Consider the following 25,084-nt stretch of genomic DNA (forward strand, 5'->3'; position numbering starts at 1 on the left):
TTCCTCCACCCCGATCCTGTTTATGGGACTCCACTCTTCGAGGGCAGATCAATATGAGATCATCTGGTCTGTGCAGGCACCCATAAACGACTACCTGAAATCCATCCCATAACCGGCAACCCGACATGAAATGCTGTGCTGGGCGCCCCGGACGGATCCGCAAGAGCGCACCATAAATGGCTACCAATAGATTTCCCCATAGAGGACTACCTGAAGCGTTTTTGGTCTGAAATCCCATAACAGACTACGCGTGCCCCATATCCACACCCCGGGTTTCCCACAACACGGTACCCAATTCCCCAAATCCACAGACCTGAAACCCCATACTCTTCCGCCTGTGCCCCCATAAATGGGTACCGAACACCTGTCAAACCCTTACCAGACAAGGCTGTGAGCCCTCTAAAAGTAGTTAAAGAAGTAAACGTCGTTTACCAAAGATGTAAACACACGTGTGTCTGTGCAGAAAAACAACCCCCATAAACCGCTACCAAAGCACGTCTGCAGCGCTCGATAGGCACAGCAATCCGGTTCCTCGACCTGTGGAAGTCTCGAGATTTGTCCTTATTCTGCAAGCCTCCCCAAGCCTGATAAGGCTCTCCGAGGAGGTGAGTACCTACTCACAAGTACTCAAACGTAGAAACTTATGGGAGAAAACATCCGCTTTGAGGAGATAGGTACCCGCCTATGGGACCAAAAAATGTCCACTGAGGCCCACCTTCCGTCCAGGATTACCCGCAAGCGATGGGCGCTGCTCGCTGCCCGCATATATCGCCGGCTTCCCTCACAACAGTGGGAAATCATCGAGATCCGCCCGCAAGCGGATTTTTTGGCATCTGTGCCAGGGCTTCCGTGGATAAGTCTTCGGCTATCGCATGTCGGTCTGTCCGGCACTTTTTCAATCGCGGCCCTGTGCACGGACGAAATTACCAGGCGTCGCTCCGGTTATTCGACCTCACGGTTTTCTACCTTTGGACAGGTATCGGAATCGGTACTGTGTCGCGATCGGCGAGGCACGGCCGGGGGCGGCCCAATCGCGACAACTCCAGGATTGCCCCGAACGTGAGGGGGCACCGTCAACGAAGCTCACCCTCGTCGGAACCGTGCTTGGATCCCGAACATCCTCACCGTCGAAAGGCGCTGAGTCCTGTAAAGGCTCACCGACAAGATGCTCTTCGGATTGGCAAACCGCGTGCGTGACGCCGCCGCACCACATGCCCCCAACCGATGGAAAAGCTGTGACGCATATGCATAGCCACCGCACGTGCCGGCATCCTCGTCTCACAGGCGCAAGACTCTTTGCGACGCCGGTGCGATAACGGACCTCGCGCATTCGCACATACAAGCGCATCGTGCGACGCTTGCATGCAATCGTGAGCGAATGCCGATCGAAGCGTTCACCATGTGCGGCGATGATGTCTGTGTCTGCGAACGTCAATCCCACAAGTGGTAACGAAACGTGCCGAACAGGTAGCCATGCATGCAGCGAGCGGTTACCCGATCGTTCGCGCCGCATCGTGTGGACGTGCAGGGATCGCGCCGGACTCGGCACAGAATGAATCGTGGTCGTTTATGGGATGAACTGCCGTTCGCGCAGCCGCGAATCACAACCTGGGACACCGGTCTGCGATTCCGTCGGTGATCCCGTTCATGAAGCGAAGATCACGTTGCGCGAGCGGCGGATTCCACGGGTGAAACAGTCGGCGTCATGCGAGTGCACGACATACCGAAACGGATCTCATCTCCATCTGCAACCAGCATCGTATTGACGCAAGAATCCGGTTCGTCACACGGTTGCCGCGATCATGCACGCCGCGTGATCGTCGCGCGATGCATCGTTGCAATCCGGCGACACCGGGACCGGATGAGCATCGAGTACACATCACGGCACGACGTATCCCATACATGTATCCCCACGAATGTGCTCACGATGACGCCACGTTTTTCACAACGCGGTTATGATGCAAAAGCCCTGATCGGAACATGAAGACCGACCAGGGGCAGGGGCGGTATCTCGATGTACTTTCACTCCGTGACCAATCAGAAAAGAGAGTTCAGCGATGCGAATCCAGATCAGAAAACTCACGCTGGCTGCTACGGCAGCCGCTTTCCTCTTCGGCTCGGCAGCTCCGGTGTTCGCGCAGACCGACGCCAGCGCACCGGCCGCCCAGGATGCGAAGGCTGCGAAGCGTGAAGCACGCAAGGCAGCGCGAGCAAAACGCAAAGCCGAACACAAGGCAGCGCGCGCGAAGAACACCGCCGAGCTGAAGAAACTCGAAGACGCCGGTTACAAGCCGGCGGCCAACGATCCGAACTATCCGCAGAACCTGCAGAACGCGCAGAAGAAGGCGGGCGAAGCCGCTGGCGCAAGCCAATAAGCGTCCTCCGCGACAAAGCCCCCCGGCTTCATCCGGGGGCTTTGTCGTTTGTGCCGCGTAAACACGATGCGCATCCGGGCACCATGCACGCATCGCATACGTGTTGATTTATTCGACATCCTTTGTTTGTTGGATGTGCACGGCGACATTCATTGAACCTTCCTGCGGATTCGTGAAAGAATCCGGCATCCGTCATGCTCTATCTCATAGGATTCCTATGGAATATGAATGTCGTCGGATGAATCGCGAGACGATAAACGTTCGTGCTCGAGCAACACGGGCCGGCGCAACGATACTCGAAACCCGCACCAGTTGACCGGCTGCAGCCGCCATAGTCAGCGCCGTGCGTCTGCTGCCGCGTTACCCGTTGCTTTCAGCCAGTCCTTGAATGCCCGCACGGCTTCGTCCCCCGCGCGCGCGGCTGCCACGTAAGTGAAATAGCGCCACGGCGGCAGTGCCGGTTCGCTGAACGGCTGCACCAGCCGGCCTTCGGCAATGTCGTCCGCGACGAGCGCGATCGGCCCCATCGCGACACCGAGGCCGTCGAGCGCGCCTTGCAGCGTCAGATAGAAATGCTCAAGCGTGAGCGAGTGCCGCGGCACCAGGCTCGCGTGGCCGGCCGCGGCGAGCCATTCGGGCCACATGCCGGGATAAGTCGCCGCATGCAACAGTGTGAAGCCGGCGAGATCGGCCGGTGTGCGCAACGGCCGGCCCTCGAGCAGCTTCGGCGCGCATACGGGCAACCGGACTTCGGACAGGAATTCCTCCGCAACGTACCCGTCGATTGCCTGTGGGCCGCCGCGGATGATCAGGTCGACCTTGTCGCGCAACTTTTCGATCGGCTCGTTCGACGTCGACAGTCGCACCTCGATGGCCGGATGGGCAACCTGGAACGACGACAGCTTCGGCACGAGCCAGCGCAGCGAAAACGTCGCGGGCGCGCTGACGCGCAGCACGCGCTGTTGCCCCTGGCCGAAATGCTGCGCGGTGGCGAGCGCGATGCGGTCGAACGATGCGCCGACCTCGGCGAGGTATGCGCGCCCCGTCTCGGTCAGCTCGACCCTCCGGTTGTGCCGTTCGAACAGCGGCCGACCGAGCCATGCCTCCAGTTGCTGCACATGCCGGCTGATCGCACCATGCGTCACGCACAGCTCGTCGGCGGCGAGCGTGAAACTGCCGAGCCGGGCCGCGGCTTCGAACGCGCGTAGCGAATTCAATGGAGGGAGTCGTCGGGCCATGCGTTGTTTCGCGTGAATTTTACTCACGCGAATGCTTAGGTTTAATCGTTTGATCGGGCGGTCTTGCTCAGCCAATATGGCACACAAACGGCCGATACGGCCGGAATATGTGTCTGGATTTCTCACATGGAGTATGGAGCATGCCGAACGTGGTGGTGGTGGGCGCCCAATGGGGCGACGAGGGCAAGGGGCGCGTCGTGGACTGGCTGGCTGCGCAGGCCGATCTCGTCGCCCGCTACAACGGTGGCCACAACGCGGGCCATACGCTCGTCGTCGGCGACAAGACGTACAAGCTCGCGCTGCTGCCGAGCGGCATCGTGCGCGGCAAGCGCGGCGTGATCGGCAACGGCGTGGCGCTCGATCCGGAGGCGCTGCTCGCCGAGATCGGGCGGATGGCCGAGCTCGGACTGTCGGTGACGCCGGACAACCTGTCGATCGCGGAGAACGCCACGCTGGTCCTGCCGATTCATCGGGCGATCGACCAGGCGCAGGAGCGTCTGCGTCGCGAACCCATCGGCACCACGTTGCGCGGGATCGGGCCCGCCTACGAGGACAAGGTCGGGCGCCGCGGGCTGCGGGTCGCCGATCTGGCGGAACCGGGCCGGCTTGCCGACAAGCTCGACGTGCTGGTCGATCACCATAATGCATGGTTTCGCGGGCTGGGGCTCGAGCCATGTTCGCGCGACGCGATGCTGGCAATGCTGGTTGACATCGCGCCGAAGATCCTGCCGTTCGTGAGTCCCGTGTGGGCCGACCTCAACGACGCGACCGACCGCGGCGAGCGCATCCTGTTCGAGGGCTCGCAGGCCGTGATGCTCGACATCGACTGGGGCACGTATCCGTTCGTGACGTCCTCGGGCACCGTTGCATCGGCCGCGGCGGCCGGCACGGGTCTCGGCGCGTCGAAACTCGGCCACGTGCTGGGCGTGACCAAGGCGTACGCGACGCGTGTCGGCGGCGGTCCGTTCCTCACCGAACTGACCGACGCCACCGGCGAAACGCTGCGCGCGCGCGGGCAGGAGTTCGGCGTCAACACCGGCCGGCCGCGCCGCTGCGGATGGCTGGATGCCGCGCAGTTGCGGCAGGCCGTGCGGATCTCGGGGATCGATTCGCTCGCGCTCACCAAGCTCGACGTGCTCGACGGCTTCGCGTCGATCGAGCTGTGTGTCGGCTACGAACTCGACGGTGCACGCGTCGGCCATCTGCCCGCGAGCCTCGATGCGCAGGCGCGTGCGACGCCCGTCTACGAAACGTTCGCCGGGTGGGACGGCACCGTGAAGGGCGTGCGCGAGCGCGCGGCGTTGCCGCGTGCCGCGCAGGATTTCATTGCGCGCGTCGAGGCCGTCGCGGGCGTGCCCGTGTCGATGATCACGACCGGCGCCGAGCGCGACGACACGATCGTGCTGAGCAACCCCTTCGACCGGGACTGAGCGCGACGCGGCACGCGCAATGCGTGCCCGGCAGGTCGCCGCCGTGCGGCCGGCGCCGATCCGGTGCCGGTCGTCCCTGGGCATGGGTGGTCGCGTGAACGAGGGTTCGCAGCTGCGGCCCGCGGCAAACTGGACACGCGTGCATCGCTGCGGTACTGTTCCGCACCATTCGCGCCAGACCGGGCCGTGCCGGGGCGGGCGCCGCTGCAAAGCGATTTCAATCCCGGGGACATGTCGATGGACACGTTACAGATGATGCGCATTTTCGTCCGGGTGGCGGAGGAGGGCAGCTTCACGAGCGCGGCCCAGCGCCTGGACATCACCACCGCCTACGCATCGCGTTCGGTTGCGCAACTCGAAACGCACCTGCGCACGCGTCTGCTCAACCGGAGCACGCGCCGCATCGCATTGACCGATGCCGGACAGCGCTATCTCGACCGATGCCAGCGTATCCTCGGCTATATCGACGAAGCGGAAGCCGAGGCGGCCGACGCGCAGGCGAAGCCGTCGGGCCGGCTGCATGTGCACGCGACGACCAGCTTCGGTCAGGCCTACCTGGTGCCTGCGGTCGTGCGATACCGGCAGCGCTACCCGTCGGTGGCGGTCGAGATCACGCTGTCACAGCACGTGCCCGACATCATCGACGAAGGCTACGACGTGTCGCTGCAGCTGAGTGCGGCAGAGCTTCCCGATTCGGGGCTGGTGTCGCAGCGGCTCGGCGATGTGCACAGCGTGCTGTGCGCGTCGCCCGCGTACCTGAAGGAGCGCGGCACGCCGCGCACCGTGCGCGATCTCGAAGCGCATTCGTGCCTGCAGATCGTCACGCCGATATTTCCGCGCGATCGCTGGCATCTTGACGGCCCGGACGGTCGCGAGACGTTCGAACTGCCGCTGCCGGATTTCCAGGTCAACATCGCCGACGCGCTCGGTGCCGCGCTGCGCGCCGGTCTGGGAATCGGCTCCCTGCCGATGTCGACCGCCGTGCCCGCACTGGCGAGTGGTGCGCTCGTTCGCGTATTGCCCGAGTATCGGTTGCAGAAACTGACGGTCTACACGCTGTATGCGTCGCGCCAGTACCTCGACGCGAAGATCCGGACGTTCGTCGATTTCCTGCGGGAATGCGTGCCCGAAATGCTGGCCGCCGACGAGGCGGCGCTGCGCGGTTCCTGCGAGTCCTGAGCGAAGGTGGACGACGTGTGCCGGGTCGCATGACGCGGTACACGTTACGTCATCCATGAATCGACGTTGGTTCGTGTCAAATAATTCGCATACCGAAATGGATGACGAAGGCGATTCGGCGCGACGTTTCCAATCGGTTGCATCGCTCGATGCCTGTCTTTATGAAAACGCCTGCTTTCGATATCGGACATCGTTGGTTCGGTGCGAAGCGTCGACCCCCTAGAATCGATTCGACTCGCGCTCGCGCCTCCACGCGACAGTTTCCATGTCGCGACCGGATACGCGCAACCCGCTCCTCCGCTTCCTTCCCATCGAACACAGGACACCATGGCAGACCGACTATCCAGATCCCGCCGCCGGCTCATCCAGGCCGGTCTGGTGCTCGCGGCGGGCGCTGCCGCCCGGCCGCGCTTCGCGCTCGCCGACGCGGCCGGCGCACGCACGTTGCGCATCGGCTACCAGAAAGGGCCGCTCAGCCTGCTGAAGGCGCGAGGCACGCTGCAGGGCAAGCTCGCGCCGCTCGGCGTGAACGTGACATGGACCGAGTTCCCGTCGGGGCCGCCGCAGCTCGAGGCGCTCAACGCGGGGTCGATCGACTTCGGCGATGTCGGCGAGGCGCCGCCGATCTTCGCGCTCGCGGCGGGTGCGCCGCTCGTCTATTATGCGCAGACGCCGGCAGGACCCGCGACCGAGGCCGTGGTCGTTGCGAAGGATTCGCCGGTCAGGGTCTTCGCGGATCTGCGCGGCAAGCGCATCGCGCTGGTGAAGGGATCCAACACGCACTTCCTGCTGGTCCGCTTGCTGCAGGCCGCGAAGCTCGACTATGCGGACGTGAAGCCGGTCTGGCTGTCACCGTCCGACGCGCGTGCCGCGTTCGAGAACCGTTCGGTCGACGCGTGGATCATCTGGGATCCGTTTCTTGCCGTCGTCCAGCAGGCTTTGGGCGCACGCATCGTCGCGGATGGCACGGGGCTCGTCGAGAATCGCAGTTACTACTTCGCGTCGCGCACCTATGCGCAGCGCAATGCCGACGTGCTGGGCGTGGCCGTGTCCGAGCTGACGACGGTCCAGCGATGGCTCGATGCGAATCGCGCGCAGGGGGCGGCCGAGTTCTCGAAACTGTGGGGTATTCCAGAGCCCGCCGTGGCGCTCGCATTCCGGCGTGCGCGCTTCGGCGTCGAACCCGTGACGCGCGAGACGCTCGCGTACCAGCAGCGCATCGCGGACGTGTTCCATCAGGCGGGCATCCTGCCGAAACGCGTCGACGTCAGCCAGGCGGCGCCGCCGGCGCTCGCGTAACGGATTCGTACCCGCAAACGACAACGCCACGGATGCAGGTCCGTGGCGTTTCGCTTTACGTGCATCGCTGCATGGCAGCGGCGGTGCCGCTGCGGTATTACTGCTGCTTGTCCCAGAGCGTGCGCCCGAAGAACGTGAGCGTGCGATCCCATGCGATCTGCGACCACACCGGATCGTATTGCGTGCCGCCGATGCGGCCGGGGCCGACGGCCGTTTCGTTCGCGAACGCGTGATGCGCAAGATAGCGGTGGAATTCGACGTCGACCTTCGCATCGGTCAGCTTCTTCTCCAGCGCATCGACCTGGTCGATCGCGAAGAACGCATCCTGCGTACCCCAGTGCCCCATCAGCGGCACCTTGAGCTTGGACGGATCGAGGTAGTCGAGCGGAGGGAAGCCGTACCACGTGACGCCGGCATCCGCATCGGCGAACTGCAGCGACAGCAGCGTGAGTGCGCCGCCCATGCAGAAGCCGGTGACCGCCACGCGCGACGCGCGCGTCTTCAGGTATTGCACTGCGCCGGGAATGTCCTGCGATGCGGCGTCGCCGAAATCGAGGCCGGTCATCAGGTGATGCGCTTCTTCCTCCTCGACCGTCGACTTGCCGCGATACAGGTCGGGCACGAGCGCGAAGTAGCCGCAGCGCGCGAGGCGATCGGCGACGCCGCGGATCTGGTCATTCAGGCCCCACCACTCCTGGATGACGACGACCGCGGGTGCACCCTCGGTCTTTTCCGGCGTGGCGAGGTAGCCCTGCAGTTCCTGGCCGTCAGGGCGGCGAAACGTGATCATGGAACCGGATGTTTGAGACATGAAACCGCTCCTTTTCGAAAAATGCGATGAGTGCGGCATCGGGTCGGCCAGCGAATGCGGTATGTCCGGTGACTCGAGGTTTCGCTCGCGTTCGCTTCGGCCGGCGCCGACCACGCGGCCATTCTATGCGCAAACGCCGGCCGTCTGCGTGAGCGGCGCGGCGCCCGATCCGCGCTCGCGCATCGATCGCGCTTCGCACCGCGCATGTCCGATGCACCGAAAACGCAACACCCCGCCCCGATGAACGGGAGCGGGGTGTTGCGTCGGCTGTGCGCGTATCGAGGTACGCGCCGCGTGCGTCCGTCTTACTGACCGAAATAGATCGAGTCGCGAGTGTCCTGCTTGACCGCGATCGCGCGGCCGGCACGCACGCCGGCGGCGGCCTGCGCGCCGTAACCCGTTGCGTCGCTGTTCGTCACGCGTGCCTGCGCGGTCTGCAGCGCGTTCGGGTAGTGGGCGTCGGACACTTCCGGCTTGTAACCGGCCTGCTCGAGCTGGACGAGTTCCGCGCGGACTTGGGCGCGCGTCAGTTCGCCCGACGGGTTCGACTGGGCGAATGCGCCAAAGGATGCGGACAGGGCGGTGGCAGCGGCGACTGCGTAGATGAACGACTTCATGGTGACCTCCGGTTTTCGTAGATTTCGCGCTTCGCTCGTTGCGTTCAGCGGTTGATTGCATCGTAACGATCGCGTTACCGGTCGGAAATAGGCGTTCCAGCGAATCATTATTGCAGCTGGGTAAACGATCCACGGGAAAAATGGTGTTTTGTCTGATGATATTTGATGGTGTGCCGGAGTGCAGTCATGGGGCGGGGGATTGGCGGCGCTCGGTCGTCGGGGGATTGGGCGATGCGCGTGGCATGCCGGCGTTGAATCACGGGCCGGTGTGACCCGAGACAGTGGCGTATTGCGACCGCACGCCTGCCTTGACCGGTAGAAGGATCAATTGAATCGGATACCGAAGCATTGACGGCGGGCACGGGAATGCGTTCGCCCCATCGCTTTGCCATTCGGACCTGCCGTATCTTCACGCATCGACGTAATTTCCACGCCGCATCGTCGCGCGTATCGCGTCACTCCTCGACGACCGCCTGTCGTTTCCGGTATTCGGCAGGCGTGATCCCGACATGCCGGACGAACGACCGTCTGAGCGTATCGACATTCGCGAAGCCGCATTTTGCGGCGACCTGTTTCGGCGTGTCATGTCCGTCTTCGAGCAACTGACGCGCTGCTGAAACACGGGTCGCTTCGACCCACGCGGCTGGCGTCATGCCGACCTCCGCGCGAAAGAGCCGTGCGAAGTGCCGCGGGCTCATGCCCGCGTGCTTCGCGAGTTCTGCCACCGAGTGTTCGAGTTCCGGATGGCCGGCGATCCAGCGCTGGACTTCCTGCAGCACGGAGCGCCCGGTCGGCCGTGCCTCGCCGCTGCGGCTGAACTGGAGTTGTCCGCCTGGCCGCTTGAAGAACATGACCAGTTGCGCGGCGACGCGCCGCGCGATGTCCCGGCCGAGATCTTCCTCGACCAGCGCGAGCGCGAGATCGAGGCCGGCCGTGACGCCCGCCCCCGTGCGCAGCTTGCCGTCGCGTACGTACAGCGCATCCGCTTCGACCGTGAGTGATGGATACGCGTCGGCGAGCGCGTCCGCGGCGGCCCAGTGCGTCGTCAGGCGTCGTCCTTTCAGCAGGCCGGTTGCCGCGAGGACGAACGCGCCGGTGCAGATCGAGCCGTACCGTTTGCTTTGCACGGCGGCCGAGCGCAGCCACGCGAGAACGTCGGTCGGCAGCGCAATGCGGCCGGCACCCGGCGCACCGGCGACGAGCAGCGTGTCGAGGCGATCGGGAATGTCGGGAGCGATCCAGTCCGCCAGCAATTGCGCGCCCGATGACGTACGGATCGGGCCGGACTCGCTCGCGATGATCCGCAGCACGTAGAACGGTTTGCCGCATTCGGCGTTGGCCTGGGCGAATACGTCGAGCGGCGCGGAGACGTCGAGCAGTTGTACGCCCGGTACCGCGAAAATACCCACGACCTTCGGCATGTTCGGTTGCGTGTTGTGTCGATGTGTCGAACGTGACGCGTAGCAGTATAGACGCGCAGTGCGATGCGGCGAGCAGGGCATCCGCGCATTTCGCGGACACGATTCGATGGTTCCGGCGGCGATGGCCGTCGATCGAGTGAAATGGCAGAATTTGGCGTAATACGTCGATTGATGCCAAATATCGGTCTCCGGAGAATGGGTCTGTCTTCAACGGAGGTCGATCATGACTGTGAATGTCGCCGGCATCACCCTTCCCGATAGCCAACTCGCTCGCGAGATCACCGAACTCGTCCGGGATACCGAGTCGGAGCTGCTGTTTCATCATTCCAGCCGCGTCTACTACTTTGGCGCGCTTGCGGGGCAGCGCCGCGGGCTCGACTACGATCCCGAACTGCTCTATTGCGGCTGCATGTTTCATGACATGGGGCTCACGCATCGGCACAGCAGCGCGTGCGAACGATTCGAAGTGGACGGCGCCAATGCCGCACGCGATTTCCTGAAGAGCAAGGGCATTTCGCAGCAGGACATCGACGTCGTGTGGACCGCGATCGCGCTGCACACCACGCCCGGCATTGCGCAGCACATGCATCCGGTCGTCGCGCTCGTTACCGCGGGTGTCGAGATGGACGTGCTGGGTCTTACGTATCCGGAGTACAGCGACGTCGAGCGGGAAGCCGTCGTCCGCGCACATCCGCGCACGCGGCATTTCAAGGAAGACATCATCCAGGCGTTCTACGACGGCATCCGGCACAAGCCGGAAACGACGTTCGGGAACGTGAAGGCCGATGTGCTGGCCGACAAGGATCCGCATTTCCATGCAGGCAACTTCTGCAGCGTGATCCGATCGTCGGCGTGGGCCGGCTGATTGATGTCGACGCCCGGGGGGAAGGCATCCTGGGTGTCGCGCGAGACGCCCCAACCAGGCGCACGCGACCTGCCGGTCGTTATTTATTAGAAAAATTGTTACGTGACAACTGCATGACGCCGGCGAGCAAGTTCATCTGCTGAATTCCGCTGCCCCCGTTCCAGGGAGCGAATCGTCGATTCGCGCTATCCCCGCCAACGCGTTGCGCGGCCCGGGACGGGCAGGCGCGCGGAAAACCCGGCTCGCTGACACCCGTAACGGCGCGTCATCGATCCGCTGAAGACCGCCTTCGCTCATTTTTGGCAAAACGCCTATAATGGTTGGGCAAATTGCCGGAGAAGAGTCATGAGCACGATCGCGTTCCACCCTTCGGGCGTCGCGCACCCGCGTCAGGCCGAATTCACGATACTCGAGCAACTGCTCGCGATTCGCGTGCGCTCGAGCGCCGATCTCGCCGAGCTGGCGAGCGCGCGTGTCGATGTCGCGGTGATCGATCGGCTGTCGGAGCGCGGCCTGAAGTCGGACGAACTCGCGTTCATCATTCCGCGGCGCACGTTGAGCCATCGTCGTCAGGCGCATGAGCGCCTGTCGCCGGAGGAGTCCGACAAGGCGATCCGGCTGGCGCGTATCGTCGCGCAGGCGACGGCCACGTTCGGCGACCAGGACAAGGCGATGGCGTGGCTGCGTAACGGGCTCCAGCGCTTCGGCGGCCGCACGTCGCTCGACATGTCGAGCACCGAGCATGGCGCGCGCCTCGTCGAAGAGGCCCTCACGCAGATCGACGAGGGGTACTTCGCTTGACGACGCTGTGGCGGATCAGCAATTACGCGGACCTGAAAGGCATCGGCGGATTGCGGGCCGGCGGGCGCTGGCATTTCGCCGGGCAGCCCGTCGTCTACCTCGCCGAGCATCCGGCGCTCGCGCTGCTCGAGACGCTCGTGCATTTCGAAATCGCCACCGTTGCGCAATTGCCGAGCGGATACCAGTTGCTGCGCGTCGAGGTGCCTGAATCGGTGGACGTTGCCGAAATCGCGGAAGGCGATGCGCCGGCCGACTGGCGAGAGAACGTCGACTGGACCCGCAGCGCCGGCACCGAGTGGCTGCACACGCAGCCGAGCGCACTGCTGCGCGTGCCGAGCGTCGTCGTGCCGCACGCGCACAACTTCCTGCTGAATCCGCTGCACCCGGCCGCATCGGACATCCGCATCGCGGAAGTCATGCAGTCACCGTACGACAGCCGGATTCTGCGGCTGATCCAGTCGAACAAGAGCGAACAAGCATAAGGCTTGTCGCGCGTCGTCGCGTGCCCGAAGCCGATCAGCGCATCTCGTCGTTCTCGTCGATCCCGTCGTTTTGCATCGTCAGATAGACGAGCACGAGCAGCAGCGTGATGAAGAAGCGAAACGCGTCCGGCACCCCGTTCCACTGTTTCGACATCCACATGCCGAACCATTCGCCCCCGACCGACATGAATCCGACCTGCCACGTGAGGAAGCCGAGCGTGAGCCCCGCGATCGCGCACGACTTGGCCGCGCGGAACGCCGCGTCGTCCGCGAGCCGTGCGCGCAGCAACCGGATGCCGCCGATCCAGCACAGAACGGCTGTCAGCGTTTCCATCGCGATGATCGAGAGGTAGCCGGCATGGTGGATCCATGGTGTCATGATCGCGCGATACATGATGCCGTTGCCGGGAAAGGTCGTGTCCATCAGGAACACGTGATGCACGAACGCAAAATTCGTCGCGTAGTCGGTCAGGTTGCCGAATGCGACGAGCGATGCGAAGCATGCCATGGCGATCACCATGGCCGCCTTGGAAAGACGAATCATCATATTGGACTCCAAAATGAACGGGCAGGCGCATGCGCGAGCGTGCGGTGCCGAACCGGCGTTCGGGGCGATACCTGCGAAAGTGTTTCCGGATGGGCCGGAAGGCTTGCGTGCGCGAGCACGGCGGCGCGGAGATCGGGACTGGAAGACCTGAAGCCGGTGCGGCGCCGAGGAGACGCGCGTGCCGGCTGGATCGAGTGCCCGCGCCAGGAGGGTGCGGCGATTGTCGGCGTAACCGCCCGTGCCGTCAAGCAAGCCCCTGTGTTCTGTGTCGCCGAATCGGACTGCGAGCGCGTCCCGACACGCCGAAGGGCGCCGGTCGCATGGCCTGAAATCGCTCGTCTTACCGGAAATGGCGCGTCGAGATGGCGCGATCGCGAACCGGGTCAGTGACGTTGCGCACACAACCGCCGGCCACATTGCATCAATTCCTTGTTGCGCAAAAAAATCCGTTCGTGGGACTATGGATTGCGTTGCCCGCCCGCCGAGGGAGCGCGGGCAGCATGACGAACATCGCAACGATCTACAAGAATCCCGAGAGATAATGAACAGAACAGCGATTTTCCCGTACGCGTCCGCATTGATCGCGGCCGTCCTGATGACGGCGTGCGGCGGTGGCGATATCGAAAACAACGCAGGTGCCACTTCGCCGCCCGTATCGGATGCGAGCTGCCTCGCGATCGACAACAGCGGCTCGACGGTCGTCGTGGGCTCGAACCAGCCGGGCGATCCGTCGCTGCCGGAGGCATCGTCCGGCTATCGCACCGGCATGAAGCCCGTCTACGCGAAGACGTATCTCGTGGCGACCTCGAACGCGTATGCAAGCGCGGCCGGTTGCGCGGTACTGAAGCGGGGCGGCACGGCCGCCGATGCGGCAGTCGCCGTGCAGGCCGTGCTCGGCCTGACGGTGCCCGAGGCGACCGGCCTCGGCTCGGGCGGCGTGCTGCTCTATTACGATGCGCGCGGCAAGACGCTGCAGGCGTACGACGGACGGGAAACGGCACCGGCCGCGGCAACGGAGAACTACCTGCGCTACGTCGACGACCGGAACGACCAGTCGGCACCGCAACCGAGCGCGCGCGCAAGCGGCCGTTCGATCGGCACGATCGGCGTACCGAGGCTCATCGAGGCGCTGCAGCAGGATCACGGCAAGCTGCCGTGGCAGGGGCTGTTCGGCGATGCGATCACGCTCGCGACCAACGGCTTCCCGATCGGTGGCCGCCTGGCCGATGCGATCGCGTCGAACGCCGCGAACCTGAAGCGCGATCCCGAAGCTGCCGCGTATTTCCTGAATACGGACGGCACGCCGAAAACGCTCGGCACCGTGTTGAAGAACCCGGCTTATGCGCACACGCTGACGCTGATGGCGCAGTCCGGCGCGAACGCGCTGTACACGGGGCAGATCGCGCAGGATATCGTCGCGAAGATCGCGACGACGCAGGGCGCCGACGGCTCGACGATCACGCCGGGCAAGACGACCGTCGCCGACCTGGCCGCGTACCAGGCGAAGCGTCGCGAACCCGTGTGCACGACCTATCGCAGCTACTGGGTATGCGGGATGCCGCCACCGTCGTCGGGCGGTATCGCGGTCGCGTCGGCGCTCGGCATTCTCGAGAACTTCGACCTGAAGCCGCTGAAGCCGACTGCAATCGATCTCGAAGGCGGCAAGCCGACCGTCGCCGGCGTGCACCTGATCACCGAAGCCGAGCGTCTCGCGTATGCCGATCGCGACAAGTACGTGGCCGATACGGATTTCGTGCCGCTGCCGGGCGGCACGTGGGACACGCTGCTGAACAAGCCGTACCTGCAGTCGCGTGCCGCATTGATCGATGCGAGCCGCAGCATGGGCACCGCGCAGCCCGGCAATCTCGGTGCCGTGCCGCTCGGCGTCGACACGACGCTGATCGAACACGGCACGAACCAGTTCACGATTGTCGATGGCGACGGCAGCGTGCTGAGCGCGACGACGACCGTCGAGTCGAGCATGGGCTCGTTCCACATGACCAACGGCTTCCTGCTGAACAACCAGCTGACCGATTTCTCGGCGAACCCGCTCGACAGTGCCGGCAATCCGGTGGCGAACCGCGTGCAGCCGGGCAAGCGGCCGCGCAGCTCGATGGCGCCGACGATCGTGTTCGGCAAGGCCGCGGACGGCTCGCGCGGCGATTTCGTGATGGCTACCGGTTCGCCGGGTGGCGGTACGATTCCGCAATACGTGGTGAAGACGCTCGTCGGCGCGCTCGACTGGGGGCTCGATGCGCAGCAGTCCGCGGGCCTCGTCGACTTCGGCGCGAGCAACAGCCCAACGACGAACATCGGCGGCGAGCATCCGAACGTCGACGCGTCGAACAACGGTGCGAACGATCCGCTGATCGCGGGCCTCGCCGCGCTCGGGCACAAGGTATCGACGTCGGCGCAGGCGAGCGGCGTCAACTCCGTGATGCGCGTGACGGTCGGACAGTCGCCCGCGCTGCAGGGCGGTACCGATCCGCGTCGCGAAGGCGTCGTGCTCGGCGATACGTTCAGGCCGTAAGCGGGCGGTATCGGAGGGATGGCGTGCAACTCCGGTCTGCCGGTAGCGGCGGATACGCGGTTGCGCGTCGCCGGTGCGGAACGTGAAGCGGCGCATGGCGGCCACGATCGATGAACAGAACGGCCACGCATCGTGGCAAGGGGCCGCCGTGACGAACGCGCATCTGCTTGAAATGGACGCAATCCTGTCGGGGCCGGGATTTTTCGATTTCCTCGGCGACCTCGATTGCGATTGCGCGCTGGCCAGTCGCGACGCGGAGCCGTTCGACGCATGCTGGATGACGGCGTTCGATGAAGTCGACGGCGATCCGGGTGCCGCGCTCGGCAAGCCGGCGGTGGATGCGCTCAGGGAAAAAGCGTTCAGGCTCGCATTCCGGGCATCGGGGAATGCGGGCGTCGCGGCGTGCGTGTCCGACGACATCGAGCTGATCGCGAGAAGCTGTTTGTCGGGCCGCATCGACGGTTGGCCGACCCACGTTCTTTGGGAGGCCTACAGAAACGGTCGGTTTCCCTGCTAGCCGACGCGTTGTGCCGGGGCCGCCGATGCATGCCATCGGGCGACCCCAATCACGAGCCGGCCGCGATCATTGTCAAACAGTGTGAGTCAATCGTCAGCATTTGCAACGGAAGTAACAGTCCCCGCAATTCGATGGTTTTGGACGTCGGCGCCGCTACATTAGCTCCACCTGCCGCACGTCGCGGCGAGGCATGCGACAAGCCGCACGAACGCGGCCCGCAGCAACAACGTCTTTGGGGAGAATGACCATGAACAAGATTCGCACGATTCTGCTTGGTGCCGCGCTGACGGCGATCGCATCGGCTGCTTTCGCACAAACGGCGCAGACGGGCGCAGAGGGTTCCGCAGGCGTCGGCGCGCAAGTCCAGACGCCGTTGCTCGGCGGTGGCGTGGGCGTGCAGGCCGGCGCGGACGCGAATGCCGCGGGCTCGGGTTCGGGCGCAGGCAACCTCGTCGGCGGTGCGCTGCACGGCGTCGGCAAGACGGTCGGCGGCGTTGGCTCGGCAGCCGGTAACGCGGTCGGTGGCGCGACGCAGGCAGTCGGCTCGGCTGCCGGTTCGGCAAAGGATGCGGCAGCATCGGCCGTGCACGCGACGAAGTCGCACGTGAAGCACGTCGCGCGCTCGGCGAAGAGCCACGCGCAAGGCGCGGTGTCGACGGCGGGCGATGTCGCCGGCGGCGCGAAGGCGGAGGCCGGCGAAGCGCTCGAGGGTGCGACGAACTCGGTCCAAGGCGGCGCATCGGTCGGCGTGAAGGGATCGGCGTCGACACAAGGCGGCGCGCTCTAAGCGATACGCTTCCCGCGAAAGCCCGGCCCGCTGCGATGCGGGCCGGGCTTTTTTTTATTGACGCTCCGCGCATCGTGACCGGATGCGTGTGCCTCGGACCGAAACAGGCCGCCCGCGCACCCTCTGCCCATTGCCTGTCCGCCATGCTTAAATAGCGGTGCTCCCGGTCGCCGGGCCGCCCACATGGCGGCACCAGTCCAGGCCAGCATGTCCGATCGGCATCATGACGACAGACGATACCAAAGTGCCGCTCCGGCTCGCCCGGCGTGGTCCGATAACATTCCGACGCATCACGATCATGACCATCCTGTTCCGTCTTCTCGCGCTCGCTTGCGTGCTGTGGCTCGCGGCATGCGCGTCACCGCCTGCGCCGTCCGCGAGCACGGCGGCGCCGGCCGCTTCGTCGACCAGCCGGGAAGCCGGCGAACGCCGTGGGCTTGGCACCGCATGGGGCGAGTCGGTGCGTTCCGAAACCCGCAACGTCGATTTCGAACGCGCGGACCCGGCGACGCAGACGGATCTCGCGTCGGTCTACTACAACGATGCGCTGCCCGGGCATCCGCCCGCGTCGCGGATTCGCCGGTTGCCGACGCGCGTCGCGCTTGCGAATGGCGACATCGCGCTGTCGTTCACGGACGAGAAAGGTGTGCCGCTGCGGCTCGCGCGCAGCAACGGCCGCTGGCACATGGCAGGCGTCGAAGGGGCGCGCTATATGATCGTGCTGCGTAACCAGGGGCGCCGTACGTTCGAGGTCGTGTCGTCGGTCGACGGGCTCGACGTGCTGTCGGGGCGGCCAGGCAGCTATACGAATGGCGGCTATGTGCTGTATCCGGGCCGCACGCTGACGATCGAGGGCTTCCGCAAGAGTCGCGACGAAGTCGCCGCGTTCCGCTTCGCATCGGTGCCCGACAGCTACGTCGCGAATTCGAAGTACGGCGATACGGCGAACGTCGGTGTGGTCGGCGTCGCGCTGTTCGCGCAGAAGGAGAGTGACGAGGAGGCGCTGCGTCGCAATGCGAATCCGTTCCCGGGCAACGACGACGGTTTTGCACCGCCGCCCGTGCCGCGCGGCGAGTGACACGCCTGGGCGAACATGGCGGGCGCCAGGCCATGTGCATTCGCGGCGCCCGCTTTCAGGTACCATCGCGACCCGCGACGGGCGGCATCATCGGTTCGTGCGAGCGCCGCGTCGCGACGATGCACCCGGCGGCGCTCCGGATCGCGACCGGCCACATCGCCCCTTCGTCATGAAACCGAGGAATCTTCGTGAAGTTCATCCACGCGGCAGACATTCATCTTGACAGCCCGTTGCACGGCCTGAGCGCATATCCCGACGCGCCTGCCGCGCAGTTGCGCAATGCGTCGCGCGAGGCACTGCGGCAACTCGTGGATCGTGCGATCGAAGAGGAGGTTGCGTTCCTCGTGATCGCCGGCGACCTGTACGACGGCGACTGGAAGGACCACAACACCGGCATTTTCTTCGGCCAGCAAATGGGCCGCCTGCGCAAGGCCGGCATTCGCGCATTCGTGCTCGGCGGCAATCACGATGCCGAAAGCGAGATGACGAAGAAGCTGACCCTGCCCGACAACGTCACCGTGTTCGGCCACCGCAAGCCGGAAACGTACAGGCTGCCGGAATTCGACGTGGCGCTGCACGGGCAGAGCTTCAAGGACAAGGCCGTCGTCGACAATCTCGCGATCGGTTATCCGGACCCCGTGCCGGGCTGCTACAACATCGGCGTGCTGCACACCGCGCTCGAAGGCTATGCGGCGCATGCGAACTATGCGCCGTGCACGCTGGCGGAACTGCATGCGAAAGGCTACGACTACTGGGCGCTCGGCCACGTGCACGAGTTCCAGCAATGGTCGGGGCCGTCGACCGTCGTGTTTCCCGGCAACCTGCAGGGCCGCCATATCCGCGAGACGGGCCGTCGCGGCGCAGTGCTCGTGACGGTCGAGCCGGGTCGCACGCACGTCGAACGTCTGTACCTCGACGTGCTGCGGTGGGAGGCCATGTCGGTCGACGCGTCCGACTGCTTCACGGTCGCGGATCTGTCGAGAAAGATCGGCCAGTCGCTGGAGGCGCTGCTGAGCGTCGATGGTCACGTGCCGCGCGCGGTGCGCGTGACGGTCACGGGGCGCACGCCCGCGCACGGCCTCTTTTTCGGCCGCGCGCCGCAACTGCGTGCGGAAGTGTTGAACCAGATCGGCATCATCGGCAACGAGCGGCTGTGGCTGGAGAAGGTCAGGCTCGCGACATCCGCGCCCGAGCAACCGCAAGGCGAGAGCGAGCAGCTCGAGGCGCTCGAGGACCTGAAGCAGATACTGGCCGATGCCGCGCACGATCCGGACTTCCTCGCGCTGCTCGAGCGCGACCTGAAGCCGTTCGTCGGCAAGGTGCGCAGCGACGTGAAGGAGGAAGTGCCGCTGCTGACGATGGCGCGCGCCGGCGAACTCACGGCGCTGGTCGAGCAGGTTGGTCCCGCGTTGCTCGCGCGGCTGGCGAGGGGGGAATAAGCGATGCGCATCAGCCAGCTCGATCTGATCAAGTACGGCAAGTTCACCGACGAGACGCTGCGCTTTCCGTCGGCGGGCCAGGATTTCCACGTGATCGTGGGGCCGAACGAGGCCGGCAAGTCGACGATCCGGACGGCCGTGTCGGAACTGCTGTTCGGGATGAAGCTGCAGACGCCGCTCGATTTCCTGCACGCAACGCCCGAACTGCGGATCGGCGGCGTGCTGGAGAGCGGCACCGGCGCGCTCGCATTTCATCGCGCCCGCGGGCGCACCCCGCTGCGCACGCCCGCCGACGACAAGCTGCCGGACGACTATCTGAACGCCATCCTCGACGGCGCGACGCGCGAATTCTTCGAGCAGATGTTCGGGCTCGACCACGGGCGGCTCGTCGACGGCGGCCGGAGCATTCTCGACGCGTCAGACAAGCTCGGTCAGGTGCTGTTCGAATCGGCGGCGGGCGTCGGCACGCTCGGGCCCGTGCGCGAGGAACTCGACGCGCGCTCGGGCGAGCTGTGGGCGCCGCGACGCAGCGGCAGCGCATTCGCGCAGGCGGAAGCGTCGTTCAACGAAGCGGTCGGCGAACTGAAGGCGGTTCAGGTACGTACGCGCGACTGGGTTGATCGCAAGGAGGCGCGCGATGCGGTCGAGCAGGAGATCGAGCAGGCGCGCGCGGAGCAGCGTCGCCTCGAAGCGCTGCGCTCGAAGCTCGAGCGCGTGCGGCGGCTGGCACCGTACCTGAAGGAATTGACGATCAAGGAAGCGGCCCTTGCCGAACTGGGCGCTGTCGTCGAATTGCCGCCGACCGCGTACGCGGACCTGCTGAAAGCGCAAGGCGATCTCGCGGCCGAACAGAAGGTGCTCGAGGAGCGCCGTGCGGACCTGCTCGCGAAACGGCAGGCGCGCGATGCGATCGATCCGGATGCCGACGCGCTGGCGCTCGAAGGCGACATCGAAGCGCTTGACCGGTTGCGCGGCGCATGCATGAATCACGCGCAGGATCTGCTGTTGCTGGGCGCGGACGTCGAGCGGCATCTGTCCGCCGCCGGTTCCGCTGCGGCGCAGCTCGGCTGGCCGACCGACGAGGCGTCGCTGCGCGCGGCACTGCCGAGCGCGCTGTCGCTGAAAACGATCGCGAACCTGTTGCGTGACCATGGCGCGCTGCATCAGGCGCTGGCCGGTGCGCGCGAATCGCTCGACGAGCGCATGCAGGAACTCGCGCAGGCGCAGGAACAACTGGCGCGCCTGTCGACGGTCGATGTGCCGGAAGTGCTTCGCGCGGCGCTTGCCGAGGCACAGGGTTTTCGCGGCAGTGGCCAGCGCGAACAGGCGCTCGAACGCGACATCGCCGCCGCGGAGCGCACGCTTGCCGGCGCGCTCGATGCGCTCGGCCAGTGGCGCAAGCCGGTCGACGCGCTGCGTGTGCTCGATGTACCGTCGGCGGCGCGGCTCGGGGCGCTGCTCAACGAAGCAAGCGAGCGCGCGAGTGCTGCGGTCGCCGCTCGCGATGCGCGGGACGGCGCGCAGGAAGAACACGAGCGGCTCGAACTGCAGGAGAAGCATTTCGCGGAGACCCACAAGGTCGTCACGACCGCCGAGGTGCTGGCGGCGCGCGCACGCCGCGACGGTGCGTGGGGCGACGTTCGCAGCGGCGCGGTCGATCTTGCAACGGGTGCGCCTGCCGTCGACGATGCGATTCGCCTCGCCGACGAACTCGTCGATGCGCAGCTCGGCGCCACGCAAGCGGCGGCGACGTTGCAATCGCTGCGTCAGCAGGTCGAATCCGCCCGCGCCGTATTGACGCGCCGGCAGGCGGCGGTGGACGAGCGTGAGCGCGAGCTGGCCGCGCATCGCGACGCATGGTCGGAACTGGCGACGACGGTCGGCCTGCCCGGCATGCCGCTCGCGGCGATGGGCGACTGGCTCGCGAAGCGCGACACGGTGTTTGCCGCGCAGCTCGAGCTTGAGCGCCAGCGCCGCGAATTCGCGACGATCCGCGATGCGCGGGCCGACGCGGAAGCCGCGTTGCGTTCGGCGCTGCGCCTGGTATCGCGCGGCAGCGACGCCGACGGGCTGGCGGCACTCATCGCGATCGCCGAGACGTTCGTGCAATCGGCCGAGAAGACGCTCGCGCAGAAGGACAGCCTGGAGGACCGTGCGCGCGAAGCCGAACGCGGATGCGCGACCGCCCGTTCACGCGCCGGCCAGGCCCAGACCGCCTACGATGCGTGGCAAGCGCAATGGCACGACGCGCTCGCCGACGCGAAGCTCTCCGCGAATGCGGTGACGCTGGCTGCGGCGGAAGGGGCGCTCGGGCTCGCGAATGCAGTGACGGCCGAACTGGCCGACGCCGATGCGCCGCGCAACCGGATGGCCGCGATCCGTGCGGAGCTGGCTGCGCTCGAGGCCGGCGCACGGCGGCTCGCCGAAGCGCTCGAGCCCGCATGGCTCGCGAGCGGCGACTGGCTGGACGTGGCGCGCCGATTGACGATGCGCGTTGCGGCCGCGCGGGAAACCGCGCGCGCGATCGGGCGCGCCGACGACGCGCTGCGGCAGGCCGACGGCAAGGTCGCTGATGCGTCCGCCGCGGTCGCGGGTGCGGATGCGCGCATTCAGCCGTTGCTGCAACTGGCCGGCGTCGTGTCGATCGATGCGGCGCTGCCGCTGGCCGAACGATCGGATCGGCAGCGCCAGCTTCGGCAGGCCGTCGATGCCGCGAAGGAGGCACTGGTGCGTGACGGCGACGGGTTGTCCCAGGTGGCCGTCGAGGCCGAGGTCGCGGAACAGGACATCGCCGACGTGCCCGCGCATCTCGAAGCGGTGAAGCAGTCGCTCGGCGACGTCGGCAAGCGCCTGAACGCGCTCGCGCAGCAACAGGTCGTCGCCCAACAGGCATTCGGCGCGATCGACGGCCAGGCGAACGCGGCCGTGGCCGAGGCGAAGCGGCAGGAAGCGCTGGCCGCGATGGGCGACGCGGCGGAACAGTATCTGGAAGCGGCGACCGCGAGCCGTCTGCTGAAGTGGGCGACCGATCGCTATCGCGACCAGAAGCAGGGGCCGATGCTGCGCCGGGCGGGCGAGATTTTCGCGGGGCTCACGCTCGGCGAATTCGCGCGGTTGACCGTCGACACCGAGCGGACGCCGCCCGCGCTGTACGCCCGGCGCACGAAGGGCACGTCGGTCGAGGTCGTCGGCCTGAGCGAAGGGACGCGCGATCAGCTGTTCCTCGCGTTGCGGATCGCGGCGCTCGAACTGCAGCTCGCCAGCCGGACCGGGTTGCCGTTCGTTGCCGACGATCTGTTCATCAACTTCGACGATGCGCGTGCGAAGGCGGGGCTCGAGGCGCTGCGCGATCTGTCGACGCGGACCCAGGTGCTGTTCCTGACGCATCACGATCACCTGCTGCCGCTCGTGCGGGACGTGTTCGGCGCGCAGGTCAACGTGGTCGCGCTGCAGCGCGAGGCGCCCGGCGCATGACGCCAGGCGGCTCGATATTCCAATATATGGGAATGGTCATCGCGTACAGGTAGTATGTGCGGTTCCGAAACGCACGCGACCGGCTCTGCCGGTCGAGGTCAGGCCACACGAGGGGTCAACAATGAACAAGCTGGTAGCTGCCATCGCGTTCGCGGCGGACAAGCATCGCAATCAGCGGCGCAAGGACGACGAGGCGTCGCCGTACATCAACCATCCGATCGCGCTGGCGGATGTGCTGGCCAATGAAGCCGGCATCGAGGACGAGCGCGTGATCGTCGCGGCGGTGTTGCACGACACGATCGAGGACACGGAGACCACCGAGCAGGAACTGCTGCGGCTGTTCGGCAAGGACGTCGCGGACATCGTGATGGAAGTCACCGACGACAAGTCGCTGCCGAAGGACGAACGCAAGCGCCTGCAGGTCGAGCATGCGGCGAGCATCAGCCGGCGCGCCAAGCTCGTGAAGCTGGCCGACAAGATCTGCAACCTGCGCGACATCGCGCGGCATCCGCCCGCGGACTGGCCGCTCGAGCGCAAGCAGGCGTACTTCGACTGGGCGAAGTCGGTCGTCGACCGGATGCGCGGCGTGCATCCGGGCCTGGAAGGGATCTTCGATGCCGCGTACGACGCGCGGCCGGTGGACTGACGCGCAGCCATGCAGGCGGCCCGATCCCGATCCGTCGCGCGATCATTGCCTGCGGTGGCGGGCGTCGACGTGGGCGGCGACAGGAAGCAATGCGATCTCGTGATCCTGCGCGGCTCGACGATCGTCTGCCGCGAGGCGCGGATCGCGCCCGAAGTGCTGCCTTCGCTGTGTATCGAGCATGACGTGGTGGCCGTCGGCATCGATGCGCCGAGCCTGTGGTGGACGGGAAGCGGGCGCCGCGCGGCCGAGCAGGCGCTCGCGTGTGAACGGATCTCGTGCTTTCCGACGCCGTCGCGCGAGCAGGCCGTGGCGAGCACGTCGGGCTTCTTCGACTGGATGTTCATGGGCGAGCGCGTCTATCGCGCGCTGGCGGATGCCTATCCGCTGCTCACCGACGCGCGGTATGCCGGCGGGCGCGTGAGCTTCGAGACTTATCCGTACGCGATTACCTGCGCGATGCTAGGCAAGGCGATCGCGTCGGCGAAGCAGAAACGCAACCAGCGCCGGCAGTTGCTGGCGCAACTCGGAATCGACGTGTCGGCTCTGCGCTCGGTCGACGCGCGCGATGCCACGCTGTGTGCACTGACCGCGCAATACGTGATCGATGGAAACGCGCACGCGTATGGCGATGCGGAGGGCGGGTATATCCGTGTGCCGATCGTCGGCGAGACGATCGTGCTCGATACGCTCCCGTCAGGGGCCGCGGCTGGCCGGTGCCCGTGAACCCGTGACAACAGGGTGAGCTTTTTCGGGAGAGGGTATCGGTCTGTCGACGTCGGGGTGTCGAGCAGTGGCAGCCGGTCGGCATGTGCAAGGCCGGTGGCGTGCGCAACATATGGAGTCGTTGCGCCGTACGTTTCCCGGCCGTGATGCTCAGTCCTCGAGAATGGACTTCGGCACGCTCGAGAGATCGCAAGCATCCGCTTGTTCGAAATAGGCGTGCGCATCGTCGATCATCACGACCGCGACGTCGATCAGTTCGTCGAGTCGCTGCAGTAGCGATTCGCGCCACTCGATGTCCTCGTCGCGCTCGGGGGTCTTGTCGAGCTGCTCGATGATCGAATCGGCCGTCTGCAGGAACGGGATCGCCTGCTGATAGTTTTCGATCGAGACCATCGCCGCGTTGCGCGCGCCGACGAGCCGTTCGCGATGCTCGTCCGCCAGCTCGGACTCGCCGCTGATGCGCGGCAGGACATCCGAGATGCGTTGCAAAAGCGGCGGAACCTGTTCTTCCAGCATGACGGCGCGCTCGCGCAGTGCCGCATATTCGTCGCGAAGATCGGCGTCGCCGGATTGAGTGGTGCTGTCCATCGTCGGTATGAGTGCGTTGTTCGATCGCGGCATGATACTCGACGGCACGTACCCTTACGTTTGTTCCGCCGCCTGGTGACTGGCGTGAGGTGAATACGGGAAGCTGTCGACCTCCTATATAGGCGGAAAGAAGGACGCGTATTGGATCCTTCGCAAGCGCCTCGCGCTGCAGTAGGTAGAGCGCTGTGTGCCGAGCCCCCGTGCGCGGCAGCGCACGGGGGCTTTTTCAAAATATTT

21 protein-coding genes are annotated in these 25,084 nt (G+C 65.6%); 15 read left to right on the top strand and 6 right to left on the bottom strand.

Annotation, left to right across the window (positions count from 1 at the left end):
- Positions 1-2,057: 2,057 nt before the first annotated feature.
- Positions 2,058-2,375, top strand: a complete 318-nt coding sequence (locus AC1Z3W_RS19800) for a hypothetical protein (protein WP_057928737.1) — start codon at positions 2,058-2,060, stop codon at positions 2,373-2,375.
- 335 nt (positions 2,376-2,710) lie between these two features.
- On the opposite strand, the gene gcvA is transcribed toward AC1Z3W_RS19800, so the two are convergent.
- On the bottom strand, positions 2,711-3,613 hold the full coding sequence (gene gcvA / locus AC1Z3W_RS19805) for a transcriptional regulator GcvA (protein ID WP_057928736.1): 903 nt from the start codon (positions 3,611-3,613) through the stop codon (positions 2,711-2,713).
- A gap of 140 nt (positions 3,614-3,753) precedes the next feature.
- Between gcvA and AC1Z3W_RS19810 the strand changes: the two genes are divergently transcribed.
- The 3 genes from AC1Z3W_RS19810 (at position 3,754) to AC1Z3W_RS19820 (ending at position 7,521) form a co-directional block, all read left to right on the top strand.
- On the top strand, positions 3,754-5,043 hold the full coding sequence (locus AC1Z3W_RS19810) for an adenylosuccinate synthase (RefSeq protein WP_483508301.1): 1,290 nt from the start codon (positions 3,754-3,756) through the stop codon (positions 5,041-5,043).
- 237 nt (positions 5,044-5,280) lie between these two features.
- Positions 5,281-6,222, top strand: a complete 942-nt coding sequence (locus AC1Z3W_RS19815; protein ID WP_175826783.1) for a LysR family transcriptional regulator — start codon at positions 5,281-5,283, stop codon at positions 6,220-6,222.
- A 327-nt stretch (positions 6,223-6,549) separates the two neighbouring features.
- A complete protein-coding gene (locus AC1Z3W_RS19820; RefSeq protein ID WP_483508302.1) occupies positions 6,550-7,521 on the top strand; it encodes an aliphatic sulfonate ABC transporter substrate-binding protein in 972 nt (323 codons plus the stop codon).
- A gap of 97 nt (positions 7,522-7,618) precedes the next feature.
- Here AC1Z3W_RS19820 and AC1Z3W_RS19825 read toward each other — a convergent pair whose 3' ends face one another.
- The 3 genes from AC1Z3W_RS19825 to AC1Z3W_RS19835 form a co-directional block, all read right to left on the bottom strand.
- The gene (locus AC1Z3W_RS19825; RefSeq protein WP_057928733.1) at positions 7,619-8,332 is read right to left on the bottom strand and encodes a dienelactone hydrolase family protein; all 714 of its coding nucleotides are present in this window, start codon (positions 8,330-8,332) and stop codon (positions 7,619-7,621) included.
- 305 nt (positions 8,333-8,637) lie between these two features.
- Positions 8,638-8,949: a DUF4148 domain-containing protein gene (locus AC1Z3W_RS19830; RefSeq protein ID WP_057928732.1), complete on the bottom strand. Its 312-nt coding sequence runs from the start codon at positions 8,947-8,949 to the stop codon at positions 8,638-8,640.
- Between the two features lie 455 nt (positions 8,950-9,404).
- A complete protein-coding gene (locus AC1Z3W_RS19835) occupies positions 9,405-10,370 on the bottom strand; it encodes a GlxA family transcriptional regulator (protein WP_124834810.1) in 966 nt (321 codons plus the stop codon).
- Positions 10,371-10,593: 223 nt separating this feature from the next.
- On the opposite strand from AC1Z3W_RS19835, the gene AC1Z3W_RS19840 reads away from it, so the two are divergent.
- The 3 genes from AC1Z3W_RS19840 to AC1Z3W_RS19850 all read left to right on the top strand — a co-directional run bounded on the left by AC1Z3W_RS19840 (position 10,594) and on the right by AC1Z3W_RS19850 (position 12,518).
- The gene (locus AC1Z3W_RS19840; protein ID WP_057928730.1) at positions 10,594-11,235 is read left to right on the top strand and encodes an HD domain-containing protein; all 642 of its coding nucleotides are present in this window, start codon (positions 10,594-10,596) and stop codon (positions 11,233-11,235) included.
- A 345-nt stretch (positions 11,236-11,580) separates the two neighbouring features.
- Positions 11,581-12,036: a type II RES/Xre toxin-antitoxin system antitoxin gene (parS, locus tag AC1Z3W_RS19845; protein WP_124834812.1), complete on the top strand. Its 456-nt coding sequence runs from the start codon at positions 11,581-11,583 to the stop codon at positions 12,034-12,036.
- Entirely contained in the window at positions 12,033-12,518 is a 486-nt protein-coding gene (locus AC1Z3W_RS19850) for an RES family NAD+ phosphorylase (RefSeq protein WP_057928729.1), read from the top strand. The genes parS and AC1Z3W_RS19850 overlap by 4 nt, the downstream gene beginning before the upstream one ends.
- A gap of 34 nt (positions 12,519-12,552) precedes the next feature.
- Here AC1Z3W_RS19850 and AC1Z3W_RS19855 read toward each other — a convergent pair whose 3' ends face one another.
- A complete protein-coding gene (locus tag AC1Z3W_RS19855; protein ID WP_483508303.1) occupies positions 12,553-13,065 on the bottom strand; it encodes a DUF2165 family protein in 513 nt (170 codons plus the stop codon).
- A gap of 541 nt (positions 13,066-13,606) precedes the next feature.
- Between AC1Z3W_RS19855 and AC1Z3W_RS19860 the strand changes: the two genes are divergently transcribed.
- The 8 genes from AC1Z3W_RS19860 (at position 13,607) to AC1Z3W_RS19895 (ending at position 24,259) form a co-directional block, all read left to right on the top strand.
- Positions 13,607-15,595: a gamma-glutamyltransferase family protein gene (locus AC1Z3W_RS19860; RefSeq protein WP_483508305.1), complete on the top strand. Its 1,989-nt coding sequence runs from the start codon at positions 13,607-13,609 to the stop codon at positions 15,593-15,595.
- Between the two features lie 94 nt (positions 15,596-15,689).
- Positions 15,690-16,112, top strand: coding sequence for a hypothetical protein (locus AC1Z3W_RS19865; protein WP_057928726.1), 423 nt, complete (start codon positions 15,690-15,692; stop codon positions 16,110-16,112).
- A gap of 247 nt (positions 16,113-16,359) precedes the next feature.
- Positions 16,360-16,899 (top strand): hypothetical protein, encoded by a 540-nt coding sequence (locus AC1Z3W_RS19870; protein ID WP_483508306.1) that lies wholly within the window; start codon positions 16,360-16,362, stop codon positions 16,897-16,899.
- Positions 16,900-17,197: 298 nt separating this feature from the next.
- Positions 17,198-17,977 carry a hypothetical protein gene (locus tag AC1Z3W_RS19875; RefSeq protein WP_483508307.1) on the top strand — a complete coding sequence of 260 codons (780 nt, stop codon included), beginning with the start codon at positions 17,198-17,200 and terminating at the stop codon, positions 17,975-17,977.
- A 188-nt stretch (positions 17,978-18,165) separates the two neighbouring features.
- On the top strand, positions 18,166-19,416 hold the full coding sequence (locus AC1Z3W_RS19880) for a metallophosphoesterase family protein (RefSeq protein WP_124834815.1): 1,251 nt from the start codon (positions 18,166-18,168) through the stop codon (positions 19,414-19,416).
- A 3-nt stretch (positions 19,417-19,419) separates the two neighbouring features.
- Positions 19,420-22,890, top strand: a complete 3,471-nt coding sequence (locus AC1Z3W_RS19885; protein ID WP_483508308.1) for an ATP-binding protein — start codon at positions 19,420-19,422, stop codon at positions 22,888-22,890.
- A gap of 121 nt (positions 22,891-23,011) precedes the next feature.
- Positions 23,012-23,536, top strand: coding sequence for an HD domain-containing protein (locus AC1Z3W_RS19890; protein ID WP_057930254.1), 525 nt, complete (start codon positions 23,012-23,014; stop codon positions 23,534-23,536).
- Between the two features lie 9 nt (positions 23,537-23,545).
- Positions 23,546-24,259 (top strand): DUF429 domain-containing protein, encoded by a 714-nt coding sequence (locus tag AC1Z3W_RS19895; RefSeq protein ID WP_483508309.1) that lies wholly within the window; start codon positions 23,546-23,548, stop codon positions 24,257-24,259.
- A gap of 150 nt (positions 24,260-24,409) precedes the next feature.
- On the opposite strand, the gene AC1Z3W_RS19900 is transcribed toward AC1Z3W_RS19895, so the two are convergent.
- Positions 24,410-24,847, bottom strand: a complete 438-nt coding sequence (locus AC1Z3W_RS19900; RefSeq protein WP_162840581.1) for an ATPase — start codon at positions 24,845-24,847, stop codon at positions 24,410-24,412.
- Between the last annotated feature and the right edge of the window lie 237 nt (positions 24,848-25,084).

The organism is Burkholderia sp. 10_S31 (genome assembly GCF_056930375.1).

Excerpts from the sequence above, each read along its gene's own strand:
- AC1Z3W_RS19900 (WP_162840581.1), bottom strand. The coding sequence starts at position 24,847 with ATGGACAGCACCACTCAATCCGGCGACGCCGATCTTCGCGACGAATAT.
- gcvA (WP_057928736.1), bottom strand. The coding sequence starts at position 3,613 with ATGGCCCGACGACTCCCTCCATTGAATTCGCTACGCGCGTTCGAAGCC.
- AC1Z3W_RS19835 (WP_124834810.1), bottom strand. The coding sequence starts at position 10,370 with ATGCCGAAGGTCGTGGGTATTTTCGCGGTACCGGGCGTACAACTGCTC.
- AC1Z3W_RS19820 (WP_483508302.1), top strand. The coding sequence starts at position 6,550 with ATGGCAGACCGACTATCCAGATCCCGCCGCCGGCTCATCCAGGCCGGT.
- AC1Z3W_RS19895 (WP_483508309.1), top strand. The coding sequence starts at position 23,546 with ATGCAGGCGGCCCGATCCCGATCCGTCGCGCGATCATTGCCTGCGGTG.
- AC1Z3W_RS19865 (WP_057928726.1), top strand. The coding sequence starts at position 15,690 with ATGGCGGCCACGATCGATGAACAGAACGGCCACGCATCGTGGCAAGGG.
- AC1Z3W_RS19830 (WP_057928732.1), bottom strand. The coding sequence starts at position 8,949 with ATGAAGTCGTTCATCTACGCAGTCGCCGCTGCCACCGCCCTGTCCGCA.
- AC1Z3W_RS19855 (WP_483508303.1), bottom strand. The coding sequence starts at position 13,065 with ATGATGATTCGTCTTTCCAAGGCGGCCATGGTGATCGCCATGGCATGC.
- AC1Z3W_RS19825 (WP_057928733.1), bottom strand. The coding sequence starts at position 8,332 with ATGTCTCAAACATCCGGTTCCATGATCACGTTTCGCCGCCCTGACGGC.
- AC1Z3W_RS19870 (WP_483508306.1), top strand. The coding sequence starts at position 16,360 with ATGAACAAGATTCGCACGATTCTGCTTGGTGCCGCGCTGACGGCGATC.
- parS (WP_124834812.1), top strand. The coding sequence starts at position 11,581 with ATGAGCACGATCGCGTTCCACCCTTCGGGCGTCGCGCACCCGCGTCAG.
- AC1Z3W_RS19890 (WP_057930254.1), top strand. The coding sequence starts at position 23,012 with ATGAACAAGCTGGTAGCTGCCATCGCGTTCGCGGCGGACAAGCATCGC.
- AC1Z3W_RS19810 (WP_483508301.1), top strand. The coding sequence starts at position 3,754 with ATGCCGAACGTGGTGGTGGTGGGCGCCCAATGGGGCGACGAGGGCAAG.
- AC1Z3W_RS19800 (WP_057928737.1), top strand. The coding sequence starts at position 2,058 with ATGCGAATCCAGATCAGAAAACTCACGCTGGCTGCTACGGCAGCCGCT.
- AC1Z3W_RS19815 (WP_175826783.1), top strand. The coding sequence starts at position 5,281 with ATGGACACGTTACAGATGATGCGCATTTTCGTCCGGGTGGCGGAGGAG.
- AC1Z3W_RS19840 (WP_057928730.1), top strand. The coding sequence starts at position 10,594 with ATGACTGTGAATGTCGCCGGCATCACCCTTCCCGATAGCCAACTCGCT.
- AC1Z3W_RS19860 (WP_483508305.1), top strand. The coding sequence starts at position 13,607 with ATGAACAGAACAGCGATTTTCCCGTACGCGTCCGCATTGATCGCGGCC.
- AC1Z3W_RS19875 (WP_483508307.1), top strand. The coding sequence starts at position 17,198 with ATGACCATCCTGTTCCGTCTTCTCGCGCTCGCTTGCGTGCTGTGGCTC.
- AC1Z3W_RS19885 (WP_483508308.1), top strand. The coding sequence starts at position 19,420 with ATGCGCATCAGCCAGCTCGATCTGATCAAGTACGGCAAGTTCACCGAC.